Below are 20,202 nucleotides of genomic sequence, written 5' to 3' on the forward strand. Positions count from 1 at the left end.
CGGCAAGGGAATTGACACGAATGGACAGCAACACTCGAGCGCCGGTCGGCGTGAACCGGACCGGAGATCGGCTTCTCGACTCAGTCGTGGACCTCCTGGAGACCGACGGCTACGACGCGGTACAGCTACGCGAGGTCGCACGTCGTGCCCGCACGTCACTGACCACCATCTACAAGCGGTACGCAACGCGCGAGGAGCTGATCGTCGCCGCGATCGAACACTGGATGACGCAGAACCACTCCGGACTCGTCGCGCAGCCACGTGACCCGGACGAGCCACTGCACTCGGCGATGATGCGAGTGATGCGGGCGATCTTCGACCCCTGGGAGCGGCACCCGGCCATGCTTCTCGCGTACTTCCGGGTGCGAACCTCGGCGTCCGGCGGAGATCTCGCCTTCCGCAGCTTCGACCCTGTCGTTGCCGTCGGCATGGCAGTGCTGTCCGATCTGGACCCCGACTTCGTCGCGGATCTCGAATCGATCCTCTCGAGCCTCGTCTACGGCCTGGCGGGGCGCTACCGTGAAGGGCACATCGCGATCACCGACATCATGCCGACACTCGATCGAACCGTCTTCCTGCTGACGACCGGTTACGAGGCATCGCGCCGAGACGAGGAGGCGAGGTCGACGTCCCGACAGGTATGACCGGATGCGCTACGGCAACAGGCCCTGTCGGCGCGCCGCGAACACTGCTTCCTGCCTGCTGCTCACCTCGAGTTTCGCCATCAGGTTCCGCATGTAGGTCTTCACGGTCTCCACGCTGAGCGAGAGCCGGTCGGCGATCTCGGCGTTGCGGCATCCGAGCGCAACATGGGACAGGACGTCGAACTCCCTCGGAGACAACGCGATCCGACTCTCGGTGGGCGGGGAATCCGTCAGCGAGCGCAGCGTCTGTTCGACCGTACGCAGCTGCGCGGCGACGGACTCGTCGTCCACCCTGGCCGCCAGCTCACGCAGGGCCAGATAGCTTTCGGTGATCCGCTCGGACTCCGCCGTCGCTCGTTCCGACCGGGACGACGTGTTGGTCAGCAACCCGACGCGACGGTCGACCTCGTCGCGGATCTCGATCTCGCGAGCCAGCCGGGACGACGCCCGCAGCACCGGGGCGATCGTCACGTCGCCGATCGGCCGGCGGGCGCGCAACCCGCCGTACAGGGCGGCCCGCGTCACCCCACGCACCACCACCGGAACGGCGAGCAAGGACTCGATGCCCTCGCCCGCGACCTGGACGTCGTACTCGTGGGTGATGTGCTGGGAGGCGAAGTAGTCCGGCGCCACCTCGGGGCGCTGCTCGGCGACCGCCCGGCCCCCGAGACCGCAGTCGAAGTCGATGGTCAGTCCACGAAGAATCGTGCTCCGGGTGCCCGCGAATCCGGACAGCCGCGTCGCCCCGTCCGTGACCGCGCCGCCGAACAGCACCGGGAACGCACTCGACGTGCTCAGTGTCCGCAGTTCGGCACGCAGCGCGTCCTCGTCGCTCGGCCTCAGCACATCGTTCGTCGTCTCGTTCATGGCATACCCACTTCTTAGGGTAGCGACCGCGGCTGGGTGACCCCTAGCGTCGGTAGCACCCTTCGTAATGCCCGTCACACCCGGCGGACACCGCCCACCTGGAGATTCATCCGATGACGTCCCCTGTCGCCCAGCACCCGGCCGCCAACCACTCCGAACTGAGCCCCCTGCGGTTCCTGGAGCGGTCAGCCTCGGTGTTTCCCGACCGCACCGCGATCGTGCACGGCGACCGCCGGTACACCTACCGCGAGTTCGGTGACGAGGTGCAGCGGCTCGCACAGGTGTTGCGGTCACGCATCGAACCCGGAGACCGGGTCGCCTACCTGTGCCCGAACACCCCCGAGATGCTCATGGCGCATTTCGCGGTTCCGCTGGCCGGCGGCGTGCTCATCGCGCTGAACTCGCGCCTGGCGGGCCCGGAGCTGGAGTACATCCTCGACCACTCGGGCGCCACCATCCTGTTCGTCGACACTGAACTCCTCGGGTCCGCCGCCACCATCCAGTCCGCTGTCCCCACGGTCCGCGAGATCGTCGAGATCCCGGACTCCACGATCACGGTCGGCGAGCCCGTCACCGGCGTCGCGACCACGACCTACGCGGACCTGCTCGCCACCGCGGTCGACACGACTCCACTGCCGTGGACGGTCGCCGACGAGCAGACCCCGATCGCGATCAACTACACCTCCGGAACCACCGGCAAGCCCAAGGGCGTCATGTACTCGCACCGCGGCGCCTACCTGAACTCGCTCGGAGAGACCTTCCACAACGGCTTCACCGGCGACACCAAGTACCTGTGGACGTTGCCGATGTTCCACTGCAACGGCTGGTGCACACCGTGGGCGGTGACGGCCGCCGGCGGCACCCACGTCTGCCTGCGCGCGGTCCGCGCCGAACCGATCTGGGAGGCGATCGACACCCTCGGCATCACCAACCTGTGCGGCGCCCCGACCGTGTGCTCGACCATCGCCGACGCCGCCGAGGCGCACGAACTGACGACGCCGCTGCGCATCACCACCGCGGGCGCGCCGCCGTCACCGACGATCATCGGGAAGCTGGAGGCACTCGGCGTCAGCGTCGTGCACGTGTACGGCCTGACCGAGGTCTACGGGCCGTACACGATCTGCGAGCCGCAGGAGTCGTGGGCCGAACTCGACCCGGCGGAGCGGGCGGTACTGATCTCCCGGCAGGGCGTCGGCATGCTGCAGGCGGAGACCGCGAGGGTGGTGGACCCCCAGATGAGGGACGTCCCGGCGGACGGGATCAGCCTCGGCGAGATCGTCCTGCGCGGCAACAACGTGATGCTGGGCTACTACCGGGACGAGGCGGCCACCGCGGAGGCCTTCGCCGGCGGCTGGTTCCACACCGGCGACCTCGGCGTCATGCACCCGGACGGATACATCCAGCTCAAGGACCGTGCGAAGGACATCATCATCTCCGGTGGCGAGAACATCTCGACCGTCGAGGTCGAGCAGGCGATCGTCGCGCATCCGGCGGTCGCGGACGTCGCCGTCGTGGGTGTCCCCGACGAGAGGTGGGGCGAGCGGCCGAAGGCGTTCGTACTGGTCAGGGCCGGTGCGACGGTCACCGCGGAGGAGCTGATCGCACACACCCGCGGACTGCTCGCCGGCTACAAGGTCCCCCGCGACATCGCGTTCGCGTCGGACCTGCCCCGCACCCCCACCGGCAAGATCCGGAAGAACGAGCTGCGGGCGGGCGGCAGCGAAGTTACCGGCTCGTAGCAGAATGACCTACGACAACACGACAAAATCCCAGGTTTGGAGATGACTGTGCAGCTGATCGGAGTGATCGGTGGCGGCACCATGGGTGCCGGAATCGCCGAGGTGTGCGCGAAGGCCGGGAGCGACGTCCTGGTACTCGAGACCAAGCAGGAGTTCGCGGACGCCGCGACCGCGCGGATCACGTCGTCGATCTCCCGCGGCGTCGCCAAGGGCAAGATCTCCCAGGAAGACGCCGACGCCGCCATCGCCCGCGTCCGGGTCACCCTCGACATCGAGGAATTCGCCGACCGCGACCTGGTCATCGAGGCCGCCCCCGAGATCGAGTCCTTGAAGTACGAGATCTTCGGCAAGCTCGACAAGATCGTGAAGCCGTCCGGCATCCTCGCGACCAACACCTCGTCGATCCCGGTGATCAAGGTCGCGGGCGCCACCGAGCGCCCCGAGCAGGTCGTCGGCGTGCACTTCTTCAACCCCGTCCCGGTGATGCCGCTGGTCGAGATCATCTCGACGCTGGTCACCTCCCCGGAGACCGCCGCCGCCGTCACCGACTACGCGAAGAACACCCTCCGCAAGACCACGGTGCAGGCCGGTGACCGCTCCGGGTTCATCGTCAACGCGCTGCTGATCCCGTACCTGTGCCAGTCGGTGCGGATGCTGGAGTCGGGCTACGCGTCGAAGGAAGACATCGACGCCGCGATGAAGGGCGGCTGCGGCTACCCGATGGGCCCGCTGACGCTGCTCGACACCGTCGGCCTGGATGTCGCGCTGGCCGCGGCGGAGTCGCTGTACGCCGAGTTCGCCGAGCCGCACTACGCGCCACCGGCGCTGCTGCGCCGCATGGTCGACGCGGGCCGGCTGGGCCGCAAGACCGGCCGCGGCTTCTACGACTACAAGTAGGCAGCTGCGCTGCCTGTGCGCGTTTTTGGTAGTTCCCACTACCAAAAACGCGCACAGGCGCGACAGGCGCTCAGCTGAGCGCCGAGACTGCGCCGACGACGGTCAGGACTGCGCCGAGGCCGCCGACGATGGCGCCGACACCGGTCACGATCGGCTGGATCTGCTTGATCAGCGCGAGGTCCTCGTCGGAAATCGAACCGGCGCGGGTTGCACGTGCTACTGCCATGGGGGTTTCTCCTTGTGTGAGTGGGTGAGCGGGGACGATGTAACCGCACGATTCACACCGGATTTCGCCGTCGTGACCTGACGGAGACCGAATCCGCTGGCAGCGAATTTGAATCCCACTGCCCCGAACGTCGAGGCGTAGCGTCACACCCATGACTGTCGCGCTGCGGTCGCAGACAGGTCGGGCGGTGGTGCTCACCACCGTCCTCGGCTCCTCGCTGGCGATGCTCGACTCGACGGTCGTCAACATCGCCCTCCCCCGCATCGGCGAGGACCTCGGCGCCTCCGTCGCGGATCTGCAGTGGGTGGTCAGCGGATACACCCTCACCCTCGCCTCGCTGATCCTGCTCGCGGGCGCACTCGGAGACCGGCTGGGTCGCCGTCGCGTGTTCGTCTGGGGGACAGTCTGGTTCACCGTCGCATCGGCGGTCTGCGCACTCGCACCGAACGTCGAACTACTGATCGCCGCCCGCGTCGTGCAGGGCGTGGGCGCGGCGCTGCTCACCCCCGGCAGCCTCGCGTTGCTGTCCGCGACCATCGACTCCGACGACCGCGGCGCCGCGATCGGACTGTGGTCCGGACTGGGCGGCGTCGCGTCGGCGGTGGGCCCGTTCCTCGGCGGCTGGCTCGTCGAGATCGCGAGCTGGCGGGCGGTGTTCTGGCTCAACGTCCCCCTTGCGGCCGCGGTGGTGTGGGTCGCGGTGCGCCATGTCCCCGAGAGCCGTGACCCGGACGCACACGGCCGACTCGACCTGCCCGGCACGGGCCTCGGCGTCGTCGCACTCGCCGCCCTGACCTACGGACTCATCGCCGGGGTGACGGTCCCTGTCGTGGTGGGAATCGTCGCGTTCGCCGCCTTCGTCGTCACCGAACGGCGTTCCGCGAATCCTCTGGTGCCGCCGGCGCTGTTCCGGTCGAGGGTGTTCACGGCGGCGAATCTGGTGACTGCGGTCGTGTACGCGGCCCTGGGCGGCGTGTTCTTCCTGCTGGTACTCCAGCTCCAGCTCGTCGCCGGGTACTCGCCCATCGCGGCAGGGGTGGCGACGCTGCCCATCACGGTCCTGATGCTGGTGCTGTCGTCCCGGGCCGGCCGCTGGGCCCAGCATCACGGTGCACGGTTGCCGATGACGGTCGGGCCCCTGGTCGGTGCGGTCGGCCTGCTGTTGATGCGCCGGATCGGGCCCGACGCTCCCTACCTCACCGTCGTGCTGCCCGCCGTCGTGGTGTTCGGACTCGGACTGTCCGCACTGGTCGCACCGCTGACCGGGGCCGTGCTGGGATCGGTGTCCACGGATCGCGCCGGCATCGCGTCCGGGGTGAACAACGCCGTCGCACGCACCGCGCAGCTGCTCGCCGTCGCCGCGCTTCCCGGGCTGGCCGGCATCACCGACTACGCGGACGCCACGGTCTTCGACTCGGGGTTCCGGGTCGCGATGCTGATCTGCGCCGGACTGATGATCGTCGGCGCCGTGATCGCAGCCGCCCTGATGCCGACTACGAAACCCGCTGTGGAACATCCCGATTCGATCGCATGTCAACCACACTGCGACATGTCCGCTCCGGCGCTGTCACCGGAGCTCGATTCCGCTCACGGTGATCGCTGACCTCGTCCGGGGCGCGGCCCGTCCGTAGGCTCGACGGAGACACCGCAGCAGAGCACTTGGAGGTACACCATGGGTCAGCAGTTTCCCGACACCGTCTCCGTCGACTGGCTCCGCGAGCACCTCGGCGACCCAGGAACGGTCGTCGTGGACTCGAGCACCCACCTGGCGCTGCCGAAGGACGGGCCGTACACCGTCGAGCCCGGCCGCAGCACCTTCGATGCCGAACACGTCCCCGGCGCCGTGTTCGCGGACCTGCTCACCGACTTCGCCGACCCCGAGTCCACGGCCGCCTGGACCGCGCCCGACTCCGACCGCTTCGCCGCCGCGGCAGGTGCCCTCGGCATCGGTGACGGCGTCCGGGTCGTCGTGTACGACCAGCACGACGGCTACTGGGCGACCCGCTTCTGGTGGCAGCTGCGGCTGGAGGGTTTCGACGACGTCGCCGTCCTCGACGGCGGGCTTCCCGCGTGGAAAGCGGCGGGCGCACCGGTCACCGACGTCGCCTCGACCCCTGCTCCGGCGACGTTCACCTCCCGCCGCCGCGACGACCTGATCCGATCGACGCAGCAGATCGTCGACGCCCTCGACGACGCCAAGACGATCCTGGTCAACGTGCTCGATCCGGCCACGTACCGCGGGGAGACGAGCACCTACGCCCGCCCCGGCCACATCCCCGGGAGCATCAACCTTCCCGTCGCGCAGATCCGTGACCCGGAAACCGGCACCCTGCGGCCGGTCGAGGAGTTGCGGGCCCTGTTCGAGGCGGCGGGGCTGCTCGACCCGGGCATCACCCCCGTGACCTACTGCGGCGGTGGCATCGCCGCCACCGGGATCGCCCATGCACTCGCGCTGGTCGGCCGGGACGACGTCGCCGTCTACGACGGTTCGCTCACCGAGTGGACCGGCGACGCCTCCCTCCCGCTGGTGACGGGCGACACTCCTCGGTGACGGCATCGGCGACGTCTCGATAACGCGGCTCCACTTTCCAAACACGCCGCGGACTGGAAGCGTGGATGCAGATCTCCGCCCATGAGGTCGTGGGTGGCGATCCGCAGGACCGAATTTCCACGCGAAAGGACGTCGCCATGCCCACCCGCTCGCACTACCCGGAGGGTGTGCCCTGCTGGGTCGACCTGGCCGCGAGCGACCCCACCGTGGCCGAGGACTACTACACCCGACTGCTCGGCTGGGAGTTCGAGGCGATGCCGGACCCCGACGGCGGGGTCTATTCGATGGCGTACCTGCGCGGGCAGCCGGTCGCGGCGGTCGGCGGGCAGCCGCCGGGTACCCCGCCCGGGACGCCGTCCCACTGGAACACCTACCTCGCCGCGAACGACGTGACGGCGACGACGACCAAGGTGGCCCCTGCAGGCGGCCAGGTGCTGATGGATCCGGCGGACGTCGCCGACGCCGGGCGGATGGCGTTCGTCGCCGATCCCACCGGGGCCGTCGTCGGACTGTGGGAAGCCGGAGGCCACATCGGCGCGGGCATCCGGGGTGAGTCGGGGACGCTCGTCTGGTCGGAGCTGGTCACCACCGATCCCGCTGTCGCGCTGACCTTCTACGAGACCGTCCTCGGTGTCACGTCCACCGCGATGCCCATGCCGGGCGGCACCTACACCGTGCTGCACGCGGGCGGCGAGGACGTCGGCGGGTGCGCCACACCGCGGGTCGCGGGCGCCCCGGCGCACTGGCAGACGTACTTCGCCGTCGACGATCCCGATGCCACGGCCGAACAGTCGGGAGCGGCAGGAGGATCGACGCTCGTCGCCCCCTTCGACGTCCCCGGCGCGGGCCGCATCGCGGTCCTGTCCGACCCGACGGGCGCCGTCTTCAGCGTCATGCTCCCCATTCCCCCGCAAGCCGAGGGGTGAGCCGGTGGCCCTCGAATGGCTGGCCCTGCTGCGCCGCGCACACCACGAGTTCTCCACACGAATCGAGACGATCACCGACTGGTCCGCACCGACACCGGACACCGCGTGGACGGTCGACGCCCTGGTCCGGCACGTCGTCGTCGAACAGCAGTGGGTGCCGCCACTGCTGGGCGGCCTGACGATCGACGAGGCCGAGGAACGGATCCGGCCGCTCGACGACGACCTCGTCTCCGCCTGGCACCTGTACTCGGGGCTGGCGACCGCCGCCTGGGACGTCGCACCCGTGTCGGCACCCGTGCACCTGTCGTATGCGGTGGTCACCGTCGAGCACTACCTGCGTGAGCAGGTGAGCGACGTGACGATCCACGCCTGGGATCTCGCCCGCGCCACCGGCGCCGACGAGACCCTCGACCCGGCACTGGTCACCGCCGTCTGGGAAGTGTTCGACGAGCAACGCGACATGCTCGGCGCCAGCGGACTCTTCGCGACGCCGGTGTCCGTGCCCGACGACGCACCATTGCAGGACCGACTCGTCGCGCTCACCGGGCGCGATCCCCGACCGGCCGAGGGAGACAAGTCATGACGAACGAACCCGACGTCACACCACGCGACGGCGTTGACGTCAAACCGCGCAGTCGTGACGTCACCGACGGGCTGGAGAAGACGGCCGCCCGCGGCATGCTCCGCGCAGTCGGGATGGGGGACGACGACTGGGGCAAGTCGCAGATCGGGGTCGCCTCGTCCTGGAACGAGATCACCCCGTGCAACCTGTCCCTCGACCGGCTCGCGCAGGCCGTCAAGGACGGGGTCCACGCCGCGGGCGGCTACCCGCTCGAGTTCGGCACCATCTCGGTCTCGGACGGCATCTCCATGGGGCACGAGGGAATGCACTTCTCGCTGGTGTCGCGGGAGGTCATCGCCGACAGCGTCGAAACCGTCATGCAGGCGGAACGACTCGACGGCTCGGTGCTGCTCGCCGGCTGCGACAAGTCACTGCCCGGGATGCTGATGGCCGCCGCCCGGCTGAACCTCGCATCGGTGTTCCTGTACGCGGGATCGATCCTCCCCGGTACCGCGAAACTCTCCGACGGCACCGAGAAGGACGTCACCATCATCGATGCGTTCGAGGCCGTCGGGGCGTGCGCCCGCGGGCTGATGAGCCGCGAGGACGTCGACGCCATCGAACGCGCGATCTGCCCCGGCGAGGGCGCCTGCGGCGGCATGTACACCGCGAACACGATGGCCAGCGCGGCGGAGGCGCTCGGGATGTCGCTGCCGGGATCGGCCGCGCCGCCCGCCACCGACCGCCGTCGCGACGGCTACGCCCGGCGCAGCGGGCAGGCCGTCGTCGAGATGCTGCGGCGGGGCATCGTCGCGTCGGACATCCTGACGAAGGAGGCCTTCGAGAACGCGATCGCGGTGGTGATGGCGTTCGGCGGGTCCACGAACGCGGTGCTGCACCTGCTGGCGATCGCCAACGAGGCCGGGGTTCCGCTGTCGCTGGACGACTTCCGGAGCGTCGGTGCGCGGGTGCCGCACCTCGCCGACGTCAAACCGTTCGGCGCGTACGTGATGAAGGACGTCGACCACATCGGTGGTGTCCCAGTCGTGATGAAGGCTCTCCTCGACGCCGGACTCCTGCACGGCGACTGCATGACCGTCACCGGACGCACGGTCGCCGAGAACCTCGCGGACATCGCGCCGCCGGACCCGGACGGCAAGGTGCTGCGCGCGATGAGCGCGCCGATCCATCCGACCGGCGGCATCACCATCCTGTCCGGATCGCTCGCTCCGGGCGGCGCGGTCGTGAAGTCGGCCGGCTTCGAGTCGGACGTGTTCACCGGGACGGCCCGGGTTTTCGACCGCGAGCGCGCCGCACTGGACGCGTTGGAGGACGGCACCATCACGGCGGGTGACGCGGTCGTCATCCGCTACGAGGGCCCGAAGGGCGGGCCGGGGATGCGGGAGATGCTCGCGATCACCGCCGCCATCAAGGGCGCCGGGCTCGGCAAGGACGTGCTGCTGCTGACCGACGGCCGCTTCTCCGGCGGCACCACCGGCCTGTGCGTCGGGCACGTCGCACCGGAGGCCGTGGACGGCGGGCCGATCGCGTTCGTCCGGGACGGCGACTCGATCCGGCTCGACGTCGGGACGGGGCGGCTCGACGTGCTCGTCGAGGAGGGTGAACTGACCTCGCGAGCGCAGGGGTGGGAGCCGTTGCCGCCCCGGTACACTCGCGGGGTGCTTGCCAAGTACGCGAAACTCGTCGGTTCGGCGTCGAACGGTGCCGTGTGTGGCTGATCGCGCCCACGAACGGCGGCGCGCCCGCGAGTTCAAGATGATCCAGGCCGAGGTCGAGCGGAGCCTCCTCGGTGGCGAGGTCAAGTACACCGCCGAACAGGTCGCCGACCTCACCGGGATCCCCCTCGAACGCGCCCAGCGCCTGTGGGTCGCGATGGGATTCGCCCGCGACGACAAGCCCGACGAGCCGATGTACACCGACGCCGACGTTGACGCGCTGCGGGCGATCACCTCCCTGGTGGACGCTGGGATCATCGACCCCGCGCTGGAGGTGTCGGTGACCCGGGCGCTCGGCCAGGCGTTCTCACGGCTCGCCGAATGGCAGCTGGGCCTGCTCAACAGTCACATCGCGGACCGGGTGCGCAATCACGAGTCCGGGGAGGAGGTCGATCCCCGCGCCGTCGCCGCGGCGGCCTCACTCGTCGCCGAGCAGATGCTGCCCACACTGGAGAAGTTGCAGTCCTATGCGTGGCGGCGTCATCTCGCGTCGAACGCGGCCCGCTTCTTCGACAGCCGCGGCGAGGACAGCGACCGGCGCACCCTGGTGATCGGGTTCGCCGACATGGTCGGCTACACCAGCCTGACCCGGCGGCTCGACGTCGCCGAGCTCACCACCCTGCTCGAGTTCTTCGAATCCGCGGTGACCACCGTCATCAGCCAGAACCGTGGCTGGGTCATCAAAAACGTCGGCGACGAGGTGCTGTTCGCCGCCGAGGATCCCGTCGACGCCGCCCGCATCGCGCTCTCGCTCCAGGACGCCGCGCAGAGCACGGAGGAACTGCCGAACCTGCGCGTCGGCCTCGCCATGGGAGAGGTGCTGGTCCGTTTCGGCGACGTCTACGGCTCGGTCGTGAACATCGCGGCGCGGCTCACCAGCTCCGCCCGGCCGAGCACCGTGCTCATCGACGCCGCGATGGCCGAGGCGCTCTCCCCGGTGCACGAGTTCCAGCTGCGCTCACTGCGCACCCTGCGGGTCCGTGGCTACAGCCGGCTCAAGGCGTACACCCTGCAACGCTAGGGCATGTCTCCCAAGGGATTGGGAGACATGGCCTGACCACCTGGTTCCCCGACGGGGAACCAGGTGCGTTCGTCACGAGCCCAGCGACTCGAGCGCGCTGCGGGCCTCTTCGAGCTGCTTGCTCAGTTCCTCGACCCGCTTCGCGGCGGCCTCGCGGGCCGCCGACAGCACCGACGCGACGGCATCCTGCGCGGCGGGATCACCGAGTTCGTGGACGGCCCGCTCCACCGAGTCGGCGGACACGGGCGCGGCCTTGCCCGGGCGCTTCGCGCCGTGGGTGACGGTGACGGTCCATTCGCCGCCCGCCTCCGCGTGCAGCGTGACGCTGACGCCCACGGGCTCCTTCGTACGGCGGGGGCGCTTCGGAGCGGGAACGGGAGCGTCGGGAGTCGGGTTGGTCACGGCGTCCTTCGGTGTCGAGGCGGGAGTCGGGGTGATCTCTGGGGTTTCGGTCTTCGGTTGCGGCGGAGCCGATTTGGGGGCGGATGCGGCGGACCGCTCCAGCGCGGCACGTGCCGACGCGGACCGCGGCCGGGCCGTGGAAGCACTCGCCGCAGGCTTCGGCGTCGGCTTCGGCGCGGCCTGCGTCGGGTTCCGTGTCATCCGCAATTCGTCTGCCTCGAAAGGCAGTTCGTCGTTCACACCCTTCGGCCGGATGAGGACGGTCGTGCCGTCCACCGACACCACTTTCGCGGAGCATCCGGCGGGCAGGCCGAGGCTCGGTGTTGCCTCGTTGAGGTAGACGGTGGCGCGTTTTCCGTCGGCGACGGCCTGCGCGAGATCGGACAGATTCTGCTCGGTGAGGCGGTCACCGAGCCGGGAACGAGGTGGCATGTGCGGTCAGATCGGACGGAAACCCGCGCCGACGCCGCCGTGCGCGTTGAGGTCCGCCAAGATTACGTCGATGTCGGTTCCGAGTTCTGGGCCGATGCATGCGACCCCCAAGTAGGCGTTCACCATGCCGACCAATGTAGTCCCGCGTACGACAGGCGATCCCGAGTCACCCTGGATCACGCACATCTGGGTCCAGGTCTCGTTGGTCCGCAGCAGATCACCCCAGACGATGCCGCACGTGTTTCCGGTCCGAAGCCCCTGCTTGCAGACCACGTCCGGGAAGTTCGCGGGCGATCCGACCGACGTGATGGTGACGGGACCGATGCGGTTGACCGGGATCACCTTCGCGGGATCGAACTCGATCACCGCGTAGTCGAGTTCGCGACTCTTGCCGACCATGTGGCCGACGACGCCGACGTCCTGTCTGCGCTCGGGCACGATCTCGTACCCCGGTTCCCCGCAGTGCCCCGCGGTGAGGCCGACCAGTCGGCCACCGCTGTCGTGCCCGATCGCGGTGAGTGTGCACAGCGCCTCGTTCCCGAGGATCATTCCGGTGCCACCACCCATGACGGCCGGTGGCGCGGCGGCCGAGGTACCCACCCCCAGCCATCCGAGAAGTGCCGTGATCATCACGACAACGAAAGTCGCCTTCTTGGCCATCGTCCGACCTCCAGGAGGTTCGCCGCGCCGGGCCTGGCGCCCGGTCCGTGGGAGACGAGCTCGTAGGGCTGCCTCTCGGTTCCCTCGGATGCGCCTTCAAGGGCATTCGCTCCGGCGAGGGCACCGATACCACTCGGGTATCGGTTCCGGTGACGACGCAGCGGGGCGATGGCTCGCCGGGTTGCGCCGGCTGGGGGCCGCGAGGTCTGTCCCCAGTATCCGCGCATGCGCAACCCCCTGCAGTCGTTTGCCGCGATTACCCGAACCGTGACGTTCCGTTCACCGCGGGAGTGGCTGCGCCTCCCCCTCCGCGGCTGTCGTCCCGTCCGGCGTGGTGCGGCTGCGTGCGGAGAGAAAGTCGTCGACGATCTGCACGCGGGCGCGGGCGTCGAGGGGTGGCAGCGTCGCCAGTCGCGCGAACACGAGCGGTCCGATCAGCTGGGCGAGCGCGACGTCGTGGTCGAACTCCCCCAACCGGTCGCGACACTCCTCGCTCACGAACACGCGGTCGAACGGCTCCCGGTACCGCGCGACGATGCGCTGGCGGAGGGAGTGGAGCTCGGTGCGGTCCGCGCCCGCGGTCCGCCCGGACCCGGGATCGCCGATTCCCGGCCCCATCCCGAGCCAGCACAATGCGGTCAACTGCGTGGGCGCCTCGTCGATCACCCGGTCCTGCTCCTCGAGGAGAGCGATCAGCTGGTCGCGCAACGGCGCGCCCTCCGGGACCGACGACGCGGGCGGCACGAGTCTGGCGAACGCGGCGGCGAGCAGTTCCGTGCCGCTGTCGAAATGCCGGTACAGCGTCGCGCGGGCGACGTGCGCCGCCTCGGTGACCGCGTCGATGGTGACGGCGTCGATGCCGCCGCGGGCGAGCAGCGCGGTCGCGGCGTCGAGGAGCCGCGCGCGGGAACGCGCCCTGCGGGGATCCTCACGCGGGCCGTCGAGCTCGACCTTCCGTGCCATGACCATGCACCTCCGCGACAGGATGTTGTGGACGACGGTTCCTACAACGATACTGACAGTCTCGTTTCGATTTCCCGGGGAGAACCGACCGTCGAGGAGCCCACCGATGACCAGCCGCGTCCAGAACGACGGCTCACGCATGACGGCGGCGCAGGTATGGACCCTCGCCGTCGTGTGCTCCGCAGTCGCACTGGTGATCGCGGCCGCGGCCGCGCTGAACACCGCGTTGCCCACGATTGCGGTGGACACCGGCGCGAACCAGAACGAGCTCACGTGGATCGTCGACAGCTACACCCTCTGCCTCGCCGCGCTGCTCCTGCCGTCCGGCGCGCTCGGTGACCGCTACGGTCGCCGTGGCGTCCTCCTCGCCGGCCTCGCCGTGGTCGCGGTCGCGTCCGCACTGCCGATCTGGTTCGACGATCCGCAGCAACTGATCACCCTCCGTGCACTGGCCGGTGTCGGCGCCGCGCTGGTGATGCCGTCGACGCTGTCGCTGGTGAGCGCCACCTTCCCGCCCGGGCAGCGCGCCCGCGGGGTGGCGATCTGGTCGGGAGTCGCCGCCTGCGGAGGTATCACCGGTCTGCTCGTGTCCGGCTTCCTGCTCGAACACTGGTCGTGGCGGTCGATCTTCGTCGGCTTCGCCGTGGCGTCGGTACTTCTCTTCGTCGTCGCGTGGACCGTACCCGCGTCCCGCGAATCGGAGCCGCCCCCGTTCGACATCCCCGGCGCGCTGCTTGCCGTGATCGGCATCGGCCTGCTCGTCCTCGGCATGCTCGAGGCCCCGATCCGAGGCTGGACAGATCCGCTGTCGCTCGGCGCGATCGTCGCCGGCCTCGCCTGCGCGGGCGCCTTCGTCGTCGTCGAACTGCGCCGCACCGAACCACTGCTGGACGTCCGGCTGTTCCGGAACCGGGCGTTCGGGGCGGGCGCGACCTCGCTGGCGTTCCAGTTCTTCGCCGCGTTCAGCATGTTCTTCCTGGTCATCCAGTACATGCAGCTGGTGCTCGAGTTCAGCCCGCTGCAGGCGGGCCTGGCGATGGTGCCGATGTTCCTGCCCGTGCTGGTCGCGACGGTCGCCATGCCGTGGCTGCAGCCCCGGGTGGGCCTGCGCTGGCTGTCCGCCGTCGGGCTCGTCCTCTGCGGGGCGGGGCTGCTGGTACTCGCCACTCTCGGCGCCGAGGACAGCTTCGCCTCGGCCACCATCTCGCTGCTGATCTTCAGCGCAGGCATCGGTCTGTGCACCGCGCCGGCGACCACCGCGATCCTGGAGAACACCCCAGACGACAAGCAGGGCGTCGCGTCCGCGGTCAACGACACGACTCGCGAGGTCGGGGCCGCCATCGGCATCGCGCTCGCGGGCAGCCTGCTCGCCGCGACCTACCGTGATTCGATCGCCCCCGCGGTGGCCGCCGTCCCGGAGCCCGCGAAGGAGCCTGTCGAATCCTCGCTGGCGGCCGCGCTCGAGGTGGCGAAGGCTGCCGGAGCGCAGGGCGACGAGCTCGCCGACTTCGCGCGGGCCGCGTTCATGGACGGCCTGACGCACGCGTCCGTGACGCTCGGCGCCGTGCTACTGGTGGCCGCCGTGGGCATCGCCGCCTACGCCCCGTCACGCAAGGCGGCCGCAAGGAAGGCCGAGCCCGAACTCGTCGCGGACCGGGACTGAATCGTGGCCGCAGAACCGGCGACCGCCGCGGGCGCACCTACGGCGGTCACCGGCAGTCGGTCACCGCGACGGCGGACCCTTCGGGATGTCCCGGAAGGCGAGATCCGCGGGATGGGTCTTCTCCCGGGGCATGCCGAGCACCCGTTCGCTGATCGCGTTGCGTGCCATCTCGGTCGTGCCGCCTGCGATGCACCACGCCTGGCGCATCAGGTAGTCGGTGCCGCGTTCGGCGAGCGCACCGTCGTCGGCATCCCACGCCGCGCCGTCGGCGCCGGTGAACTCGTAGCCGATGGTGACGACGCGGGTCGCGGCGATTCCCGCCATCAACCGGACGATGCTCGCGGCCTGGTCGTTCATCGCGCCGCTCGCGATGCCGCGCACCACTCGATGCTGCAGCGCGTCCTTGACCACCTCGAGCATCTCCGCCTCACCGAGCAGGTCCCGCGCGACGGGATCGTCGAGACGTCCCGCGTCCCGCGCCACCGAGTACAGCTCCGGGGTCCGGGATCCGCCGAGCGTGCTCCCCGCAGGCACCGTCGTGTACGGCGAGCTGGCCATCATGCGTTCGTGGAACATCCACCGGATCCCGACGGTCCAGCCGTCGTCCACCTCACCGACCCGGGCGCTGTCCGGAACACGGACATCGGTCAGGAACTCCTGACAGAACTCCCGTGACCCACTGAGCATCTCGATCCGGTGCACCTCGAGTCCCGGTTGATGCAGCGGCAGCATGAAGACGGTGAGCCCGCGGTGCTTCGGGACGTCCCAGTTGGTCCGGACGAGGCACAGCGCCCAGTCGGACCACCATGCCCCGGTCGTCCAGATCTTGGAACCGTTGAGGATCCAGTCGTCGCCGTCGCGCACCGCCGACGCGACCGCTCCCGCCACATCCGATCCGCCGCTCGGCTCGGACAGCATCTGCATCCACAGTTCCTCGCCCTTGAGGATGGCCGGGATGTGGGTCCGCTTCTGCTCCTCGGTACCGAACTCGAGGAGCACTGCCGCGCAGGGAACGAAGGTCGGTGCCTGCAATCGGGCGGGGCTCTCGTACCCGGCGAGTTCGGCGTTCAGCGCCCGCTGATGTGCGGGGGTGAGACCCTGCCCGCCGTACTCGCGCGGAATGCAGATCCCCGCGAGGCCGGCGTCGAAGAACATCCGCTGAAGTTCGCGTTCCCGTTTCACCTCTGCGAGTTCGGCCTCGTCCTCGAGTTCCTTCCGGAGCACACCGACACTGGCCGCCAGGTCGACGCGCTTCAGGTTCTCCCCGATCCAGGTCCTGGCCCGCGCGCGGAAGCTCTCGACGGTTTCGATGTCGGTCGGGGTGCTCACGCCGCCTCCTGCGCGTCGACGATGTCTGCGATGAGTTGCCGGTGTTCGGCGGGGGTACCGTGGCTCGACCGGTTGGCGGCGGCCCGCCGCATGTACAGGTGTAGGTCGTGCTCGTAGGTGAGGCCGATGCCGCCGTGGATCTGCACACAGTCCTGCATGAGCTCGCCACCGTAGTCACCGATGAATGCCTTTGCGGCGCTGGTCAACCGAGCAGCGTCCCCCGATCCGGTCGCGACTGCGGTCGCGGCGGCGTCACTGATCCCGTGACACGCCTCGAGCCAGGTCTTCAGGTCGGCGCAGCGGTGCTTGAGTTCCTGGTACGACGCCAGCGGCCGCCCGAAGGAGTATCTGTCGAACGTCCACGCGAGGGTGAGGTCGAACGCCGACTGCAACGCCCCGACCGATTCGGCGCAACTGATCACGAGCGACCGCAGACGCGCCTGCTCGACGGCGGCGGCCGCGGCCCCGGCCGGTCCGACCAGCGCCGAGGACGGCAACCGCACGTCGTCGAATTCGACTGCGGCGTAACGGCGGGTGACGTCGATCGACTGCAGCGGGGTGATCCGCACCCCCGGAGCGTCGGCGGGTACGAGCACGAGGCTGACACCGTCTCCGGTGCGGCCGGACACCAGCAGCACGTCTGCCGATGCGGCGGCCTCGACGGGACGTTTCGTGCCGCGCACCACGACCTCGTCGCCCTCGGCGACGATCTCCACTGGTGAGGCACCGGCCCGACTCGTCGGACGCGGTTCGGTGTGACACCAGGCCGCGGTCACGCTTCCGTCGAGGATCCCGGCGAGAACGGCGGGGTCGGTGTCGTCGTGGTGTGCGTCGAGAGTCGCCGCGACGACGTTCGTCGGGAGCAACGGCCCGGGGGCCGCGTGGGCGCCGAACTCGTGCGCGACGAGGGTCAGGTCGAGCAGCCCCGAGCCACTGATCGACCCGCCGCCGCGGTCCTCGCCGACGAGCAGGCTCGTCCATCCGAGGTCGGCACCGCGACGCCAGTGGTCGCGCCCGTATCCATCCTCGTCGTCCCGGAGCCGACGCAGTTCACCTGCTGGAACGGTCTCCTTCAGGAACCGCGCAGTGGTGTCACGAAAGAACTCCTGATCCGGAGTTCGGTCCAGCAACATGCTCACCTCCGACTGGGCTTCGCGCCCGTGATCCGAACTCCCGCGACCGCGTTCAAGTCGTGACCGAAGTGCGAGAATCACATTATCCTCAGTTGACAATAAGATTCTGCGTGTCGGCGAGCAAGTATTGCCATCCTTGCAATGATTGACGTATCGTCCGCCCCGGGTAGCCACACCGACCGAGCCCGAGAGGCCGAGGAAAGGAACTCTCACAAATGTTTTCGGCAGTTGTGATCGAGAAGGGTGAGGCCGGACAGACGGTGACGACACAGTCCGTCGACGAATCCGATCTCCCCGACGGCAACGTGACAGTCGAGGTCGAGTACTCGACCCTGAACTTCAAGGACGCGCTCGCCATCACCGGCTCGTCGCCGGTGGTCCGCAAGTTCCCGATGGTCCCGGGAATCGACCTCGCCGGCGTGGTCGTCGACAGCGCGCACCCCTCGTGGTCCGCCGGGGACCGCGTCGTCCTCAACGGATGGGGTGTCGGCGAAACCCATTGGGGAGGGCTCTCACAACGTGCCCGTCTCAACGGTGACTGGTTGATCGCTCTGCCCTCTGCCTTCACCTCGCGCCAGGCGATGGCCATCGGCACCGCGGGCTACACCGCCGCGCTGTGCGTCGGTGCGCTCGAGGACTACGGCATCCACCCCTCGGACGGCGAGATCCTCGTCACCGGCGCGACCGGCGGAGTCGGCAGCGTCGCGATCTCGCTCCTGGCGAAGGCGGGCTTCACGGTCGCCGCCGCCACCGGGAAGACGTCGGAGGTCGACTACCTCCAGCAGCTCGGTGCGGCGGTCGTGGTCGACCGGGCCGAACTCTCCGAGGCAGGCAAGCCCCTGCAGAAGGAACGCTGGGCAGGCGTGGTCGACACCGCAGGCAGCCGCATTCTCGCCAACGCCTGCGCGCAGACCCGGTACGGCGGCGCGGTGGCCGCCTGTGGCCTCGCCCAGGGCATGGACTTCCCGGCCAGCGTGGCCCCGTTCATCCTGCGCGGGGTCTCGCTGATCGGCGTCGACAGCGTGATGGCCCCGATCGCTCGGCGGACCCGGGCCTGGGACCGTCTCGCTCGCGACCTCGACCCCGCGGCACTGGACGTCATCGCCGAGGAGATCGGCCTCGCCGATGCCATCTCGGCATCCACCCGGATCATCGACGGCACGGTCCGCGGCCGCATCGTCGTCGACGTCAATCGATAGGCGGCAGCACATGACCAGATCCACCCGGACGACCACACGCACGACCACCCGGAAGTCCACTCGGGCGAAAGCCGTCGAACTCGACCTGTCCGACGTCGACCACCGCGTCGGAAAGCCGGTCGGTGGCGGCCAGCTGTGGGATCCCTGCAGTACGTCCGACATCCGTCGCTGGGCCATGGCGATGGACAATCCGAATCCCCTGCACTGGAGCGAGGAGTTCGCGCGGGAGTCGCGGTACGGCGGGCTCGTCGCGCCGCAGTCGATCGCCGTCGCCCTCGACTACGGGCACGGCGCCCAGCCGGCCTGCGTCGGTCACATCCCCGGCAGCCACCTGATCTTCGGCGGCGAGGAGTGGTGGTTCTACGGATGCCCGGTCAGGCCGGGGGACAAGCTGTTCCAGCAGCGACGCTTCCACGACTACAAGGTCGCGGACACCAAGTTCGCCGGGCCCACGATGTTCTCCCGTGGCGACACCACGCACACCAACCAGAACGGTGCCCTCGTGGCGCGCGAGCGGTCCACCGCGATCCGCTACCTCGCGTCCGAGGCGACCAAGCGCGGGATGTACGACAACCAGCTCGGCGAGATCAAGAAGTGGACCCAGACCGAACTGCTCGAGATCGAGGAGCTGCGCCACTCCTGGCTGCTGTCCAACCGGGACGGAATCTCACCCCACTTCGACGAGGTCAAGGTCGGGGACACTTTGCCGCGCAGGGTGATCGGACCGCACAGCATCGCCACCTTCACCACCGAGTACCGCGCCTTCCTCTTCAACATCTGGGGCACGTTCGAATGGGTCGGCGTCCCCGGTGTGGCGGACCCCTGGATCAATCAGGATCCGGGCTGGCCCGACGGTTTCGCCTTCGACGAGGAGGGTGCCCGGATCGATCCCCGCAAGCGGGACGGCCTGTACGTCGGACCGTCGCGCGGGCACATCGACGGCGACAAGGCCAGTGAGGTCGGCATGGCCCGCGCGTACGGATACGGCGCGACGATGGGCGCCTGGTGCACCGACTACCTCGCCAACTGGGCGGGCCACGACGGGATGGTCCGGCACACCAAGGCCGACTTCCGTACCCCCGCCTTCGAGGGCGACGTCACCTACTTCGACGCCGAGATCGTGGACAAGGATCCCGAATCCTCCTGGGGTGTACCGCTCGTCCAGATCAAGCTGCGTCTGACGAACCAGGACGGTGCGGTGCTGGTGTCGTGCACGGCGGAGGTCGAACTGCCGTTCTGACGGCATCGCAGG

At 69.4% G+C, this 20,202-nt stretch carries 19 protein-coding genes; 12 read left to right on the forward strand and 7 right to left on the reverse strand.

Annotated features, from left to right (window positions below; translation table 11 throughout):
• The first annotated feature begins 20 nt into the window (after nucleotides 1–20).
• A complete protein-coding gene (locus tag ACFSJG_RS20580; protein WP_378487094.1) occupies nucleotides 21–644 on the forward strand; it encodes a TetR/AcrR family transcriptional regulator in 624 nt (207 codons plus the stop codon).
• A gap of 9 nt (nucleotides 645–653) precedes the next feature.
• Here ACFSJG_RS20580 and ACFSJG_RS20585 read toward each other — a convergent pair whose 3' ends face one another.
• Nucleotides 654–1,511 carry a LuxR C-terminal-related transcriptional regulator gene (locus ACFSJG_RS20585; RefSeq protein WP_378487095.1) on the reverse strand — a complete coding sequence of 286 codons (858 nt, stop codon included), beginning with the start codon at nucleotides 1,509–1,511 and terminating at the stop codon, nucleotides 654–656.
• Nucleotides 1,512–1,624: 113 nt separating this feature from the next.
• On the opposite strand from ACFSJG_RS20585, the gene ACFSJG_RS20590 reads away from it, so the two are divergent.
• Together ACFSJG_RS20590 and ACFSJG_RS20595 are read left to right on the forward strand one after the other, a co-directional pair.
• Complete coding sequence (locus tag ACFSJG_RS20590) at nucleotides 1,625–3,250, forward strand: long-chain-fatty-acid--CoA ligase (RefSeq protein WP_378487096.1); 1,626 nt, start codon at nucleotides 1,625–1,627, stop codon at nucleotides 3,248–3,250.
• A gap of 48 nt (nucleotides 3,251–3,298) precedes the next feature.
• Nucleotides 3,299–4,147 carry a 3-hydroxybutyryl-CoA dehydrogenase gene (locus tag ACFSJG_RS20595; RefSeq protein ID WP_378487208.1) on the forward strand — a complete coding sequence of 283 codons (849 nt, stop codon included), beginning with the start codon at nucleotides 3,299–3,301 and terminating at the stop codon, nucleotides 4,145–4,147.
• 70 nt (nucleotides 4,148–4,217) lie between these two features.
• Here ACFSJG_RS20595 and ACFSJG_RS20600 read toward each other — a convergent pair whose 3' ends face one another.
• Nucleotides 4,218–4,373 carry a hypothetical protein gene (locus ACFSJG_RS20600; protein WP_378487097.1) on the reverse strand — a complete coding sequence of 52 codons (156 nt, stop codon included), beginning with the start codon at nucleotides 4,371–4,373 and terminating at the stop codon, nucleotides 4,218–4,220.
• Nucleotides 4,374–4,524: 151 nt separating this feature from the next.
• Between ACFSJG_RS20600 and ACFSJG_RS20605 the strand changes: the two genes are divergently transcribed.
• The 6 genes from ACFSJG_RS20605 (at nucleotide 4,525) to ACFSJG_RS20630 (ending at nucleotide 11,169) form a co-directional block, all read left to right on the forward strand.
• Complete coding sequence (locus ACFSJG_RS20605) at nucleotides 4,525–5,976, forward strand: MFS transporter (RefSeq protein WP_378487098.1); 1,452 nt, start codon at nucleotides 4,525–4,527, stop codon at nucleotides 5,974–5,976.
• 69 nt (nucleotides 5,977–6,045) lie between these two features.
• Nucleotides 6,046–6,924: a sulfurtransferase gene (locus ACFSJG_RS20610; RefSeq protein WP_378487099.1), complete on the forward strand. Its 879-nt coding sequence runs from the start codon at nucleotides 6,046–6,048 to the stop codon at nucleotides 6,922–6,924.
• 137 nt (nucleotides 6,925–7,061) lie between these two features.
• Nucleotides 7,062–7,850, forward strand: coding sequence for a VOC family protein (locus ACFSJG_RS20615; RefSeq protein ID WP_378487100.1), 789 nt, complete (start codon nucleotides 7,062–7,064; stop codon nucleotides 7,848–7,850).
• A gap of 4 nt (nucleotides 7,851–7,854) precedes the next feature.
• The gene (locus tag ACFSJG_RS20620; protein ID WP_378487101.1) at nucleotides 7,855–8,433 is read left to right on the forward strand and encodes a TIGR03086 family metal-binding protein; all 579 of its coding nucleotides are present in this window, start codon (nucleotides 7,855–7,857) and stop codon (nucleotides 8,431–8,433) included.
• Entirely contained in the window at nucleotides 8,430–10,151 is a 1,722-nt protein-coding gene (gene ilvD, locus ACFSJG_RS20625) for a dihydroxy-acid dehydratase (RefSeq protein ID WP_378487102.1), read from the forward strand. The genes ACFSJG_RS20620 and ilvD overlap by 4 nt, the downstream gene beginning before the upstream one ends.
• Nucleotides 10,144–11,169: an adenylate/guanylate cyclase domain-containing protein gene (locus ACFSJG_RS20630; RefSeq protein ID WP_378487103.1), complete on the forward strand. Its 1,026-nt coding sequence runs from the start codon at nucleotides 10,144–10,146 to the stop codon at nucleotides 11,167–11,169. Before ilvD ends, ACFSJG_RS20630 begins: the two co-directional genes overlap by 8 nt.
• Before the next feature lie 72 nt (nucleotides 11,170–11,241).
• Here ACFSJG_RS20630 and ACFSJG_RS20635 read toward each other — a convergent pair whose 3' ends face one another.
• The 3 genes from ACFSJG_RS20635 to ACFSJG_RS20645 all read right to left on the reverse strand — a co-directional run bounded on the left by ACFSJG_RS20635 (nucleotide 11,242) and on the right by ACFSJG_RS20645 (nucleotide 13,626).
• A complete protein-coding gene (locus tag ACFSJG_RS20635) occupies nucleotides 11,242–12,003 on the reverse strand; it encodes a DUF6319 family protein (RefSeq protein ID WP_378487104.1) in 762 nt (253 codons plus the stop codon).
• Between the two features lie 6 nt (nucleotides 12,004–12,009).
• Nucleotides 12,010–12,663: a chymotrypsin family serine protease gene (locus ACFSJG_RS20640; RefSeq protein WP_378487105.1), complete on the reverse strand. Its 654-nt coding sequence runs from the start codon at nucleotides 12,661–12,663 to the stop codon at nucleotides 12,010–12,012.
• 279 nt (nucleotides 12,664–12,942) lie between these two features.
• On the reverse strand, nucleotides 12,943–13,626 hold the full coding sequence (locus ACFSJG_RS20645; RefSeq protein ID WP_378487106.1) for a TetR/AcrR family transcriptional regulator: 684 nt from the start codon (nucleotides 13,624–13,626) through the stop codon (nucleotides 12,943–12,945).
• A gap of 106 nt (nucleotides 13,627–13,732) precedes the next feature.
• Between ACFSJG_RS20645 and ACFSJG_RS20650 the strand changes: the two genes are divergently transcribed.
• A complete protein-coding gene (locus ACFSJG_RS20650; protein WP_378487107.1) occupies nucleotides 13,733–15,289 on the forward strand; it encodes an MFS transporter in 1,557 nt (518 codons plus the stop codon).
• A 60-nt stretch (nucleotides 15,290–15,349) separates the two neighbouring features.
• On the opposite strand, the gene ACFSJG_RS20655 is transcribed toward ACFSJG_RS20650, so the two are convergent.
• Nucleotides 15,350–16,618: an acyl-CoA dehydrogenase family protein gene (locus ACFSJG_RS20655; RefSeq protein ID WP_378487108.1), complete on the reverse strand. Its 1,269-nt coding sequence runs from the start codon at nucleotides 16,616–16,618 to the stop codon at nucleotides 15,350–15,352.
• Nucleotides 16,615–17,751: an acyl-CoA dehydrogenase family protein gene (locus ACFSJG_RS20660; RefSeq protein WP_378487109.1), complete on the reverse strand. Its 1,137-nt coding sequence runs from the start codon at nucleotides 17,749–17,751 to the stop codon at nucleotides 16,615–16,617. Before ACFSJG_RS20660 ends, ACFSJG_RS20655 begins: the two co-directional genes overlap by 4 nt.
• Nucleotides 17,752–17,966: 215 nt before the next feature.
• Here ACFSJG_RS20660 and acuI point away from each other — a divergent pair, with 215 nt between their 5' ends.
• Nucleotides 17,967–18,950 (forward strand): acrylyl-CoA reductase (NADPH), encoded by a 984-nt coding sequence (gene acuI / locus ACFSJG_RS20665; RefSeq protein ID WP_378487110.1) that lies wholly within the window; start codon nucleotides 17,967–17,969, stop codon nucleotides 18,948–18,950.
• A gap of 10 nt (nucleotides 18,951–18,960) precedes the next feature.
• Nucleotides 18,961–20,190 carry an FAS1-like dehydratase domain-containing protein gene (locus tag ACFSJG_RS20670; RefSeq protein ID WP_378487111.1) on the forward strand — a complete coding sequence of 410 codons (1,230 nt, stop codon included), beginning with the start codon at nucleotides 18,961–18,963 and terminating at the stop codon, nucleotides 20,188–20,190.
• Nucleotides 20,191–20,202: the final 12 nt, after the last annotated feature.

It is taken from the genome of Rhodococcus gannanensis (assembly GCF_042681175.1).
In the GTDB taxonomy this organism is placed as follows: Bacteria; Actinomycetota; Actinomycetes; order Mycobacteriales; family Mycobacteriaceae; genus Rhodococcus_G; species Rhodococcus_G gannanensis.

Coding starts and splice junctions, on each gene's coding strand:
- ACFSJG_RS20610 (WP_378487099.1), top strand. CDS start 6,046: ATGGGTCAGCAGTTTCCCGACACCGTCTCCGTCGACTGGCTCCGCGAG.
- ACFSJG_RS20660 (WP_378487109.1), bottom strand. CDS start 17,751: ATGTTGCTGGACCGAACTCCGGATCAGGAGTTCTTTCGTGACACCACT.
- ACFSJG_RS20640 (WP_378487105.1), bottom strand. CDS start 12,663: ATGGCCAAGAAGGCGACTTTCGTTGTCGTGATGATCACGGCACTTCTC.
- ilvD (WP_378487102.1), top strand. CDS start 8,430: ATGACGAACGAACCCGACGTCACACCACGCGACGGCGTTGACGTCAAA.
- ACFSJG_RS20615 (WP_378487100.1), top strand. CDS start 7,062: ATGCCCACCCGCTCGCACTACCCGGAGGGTGTGCCCTGCTGGGTCGAC.
- ACFSJG_RS20605 (WP_378487098.1), top strand. CDS start 4,525: ATGACTGTCGCGCTGCGGTCGCAGACAGGTCGGGCGGTGGTGCTCACC.
- ACFSJG_RS20585 (WP_378487095.1), bottom strand. CDS start 1,511: ATGAACGAGACGACGAACGATGTGCTGAGGCCGAGCGACGAGGACGCG.
- ACFSJG_RS20645 (WP_378487106.1), bottom strand. CDS start 13,626: ATGGCACGGAAGGTCGAGCTCGACGGCCCGCGTGAGGATCCCCGCAGG.
- ACFSJG_RS20670 (WP_378487111.1), top strand. CDS start 18,961: ATGACCAGATCCACCCGGACGACCACACGCACGACCACCCGGAAGTCC.
- ACFSJG_RS20650 (WP_378487107.1), top strand. CDS start 13,733: ATGACCAGCCGCGTCCAGAACGACGGCTCACGCATGACGGCGGCGCAG.
- acuI (WP_378487110.1), top strand. CDS start 17,967: ATGTTTTCGGCAGTTGTGATCGAGAAGGGTGAGGCCGGACAGACGGTG.
- ACFSJG_RS20600 (WP_378487097.1), bottom strand. CDS start 4,373: ATGGCAGTAGCACGTGCAACCCGCGCCGGTTCGATTTCCGACGAGGAC.
- ACFSJG_RS20580 (WP_378487094.1), top strand. CDS start 21: ATGGACAGCAACACTCGAGCGCCGGTCGGCGTGAACCGGACCGGAGAT.
- ACFSJG_RS20635 (WP_378487104.1), bottom strand. CDS start 12,003: ATGCCACCTCGTTCCCGGCTCGGTGACCGCCTCACCGAGCAGAATCTG.
- ACFSJG_RS20590 (WP_378487096.1), top strand. CDS start 1,625: ATGACGTCCCCTGTCGCCCAGCACCCGGCCGCCAACCACTCCGAACTG.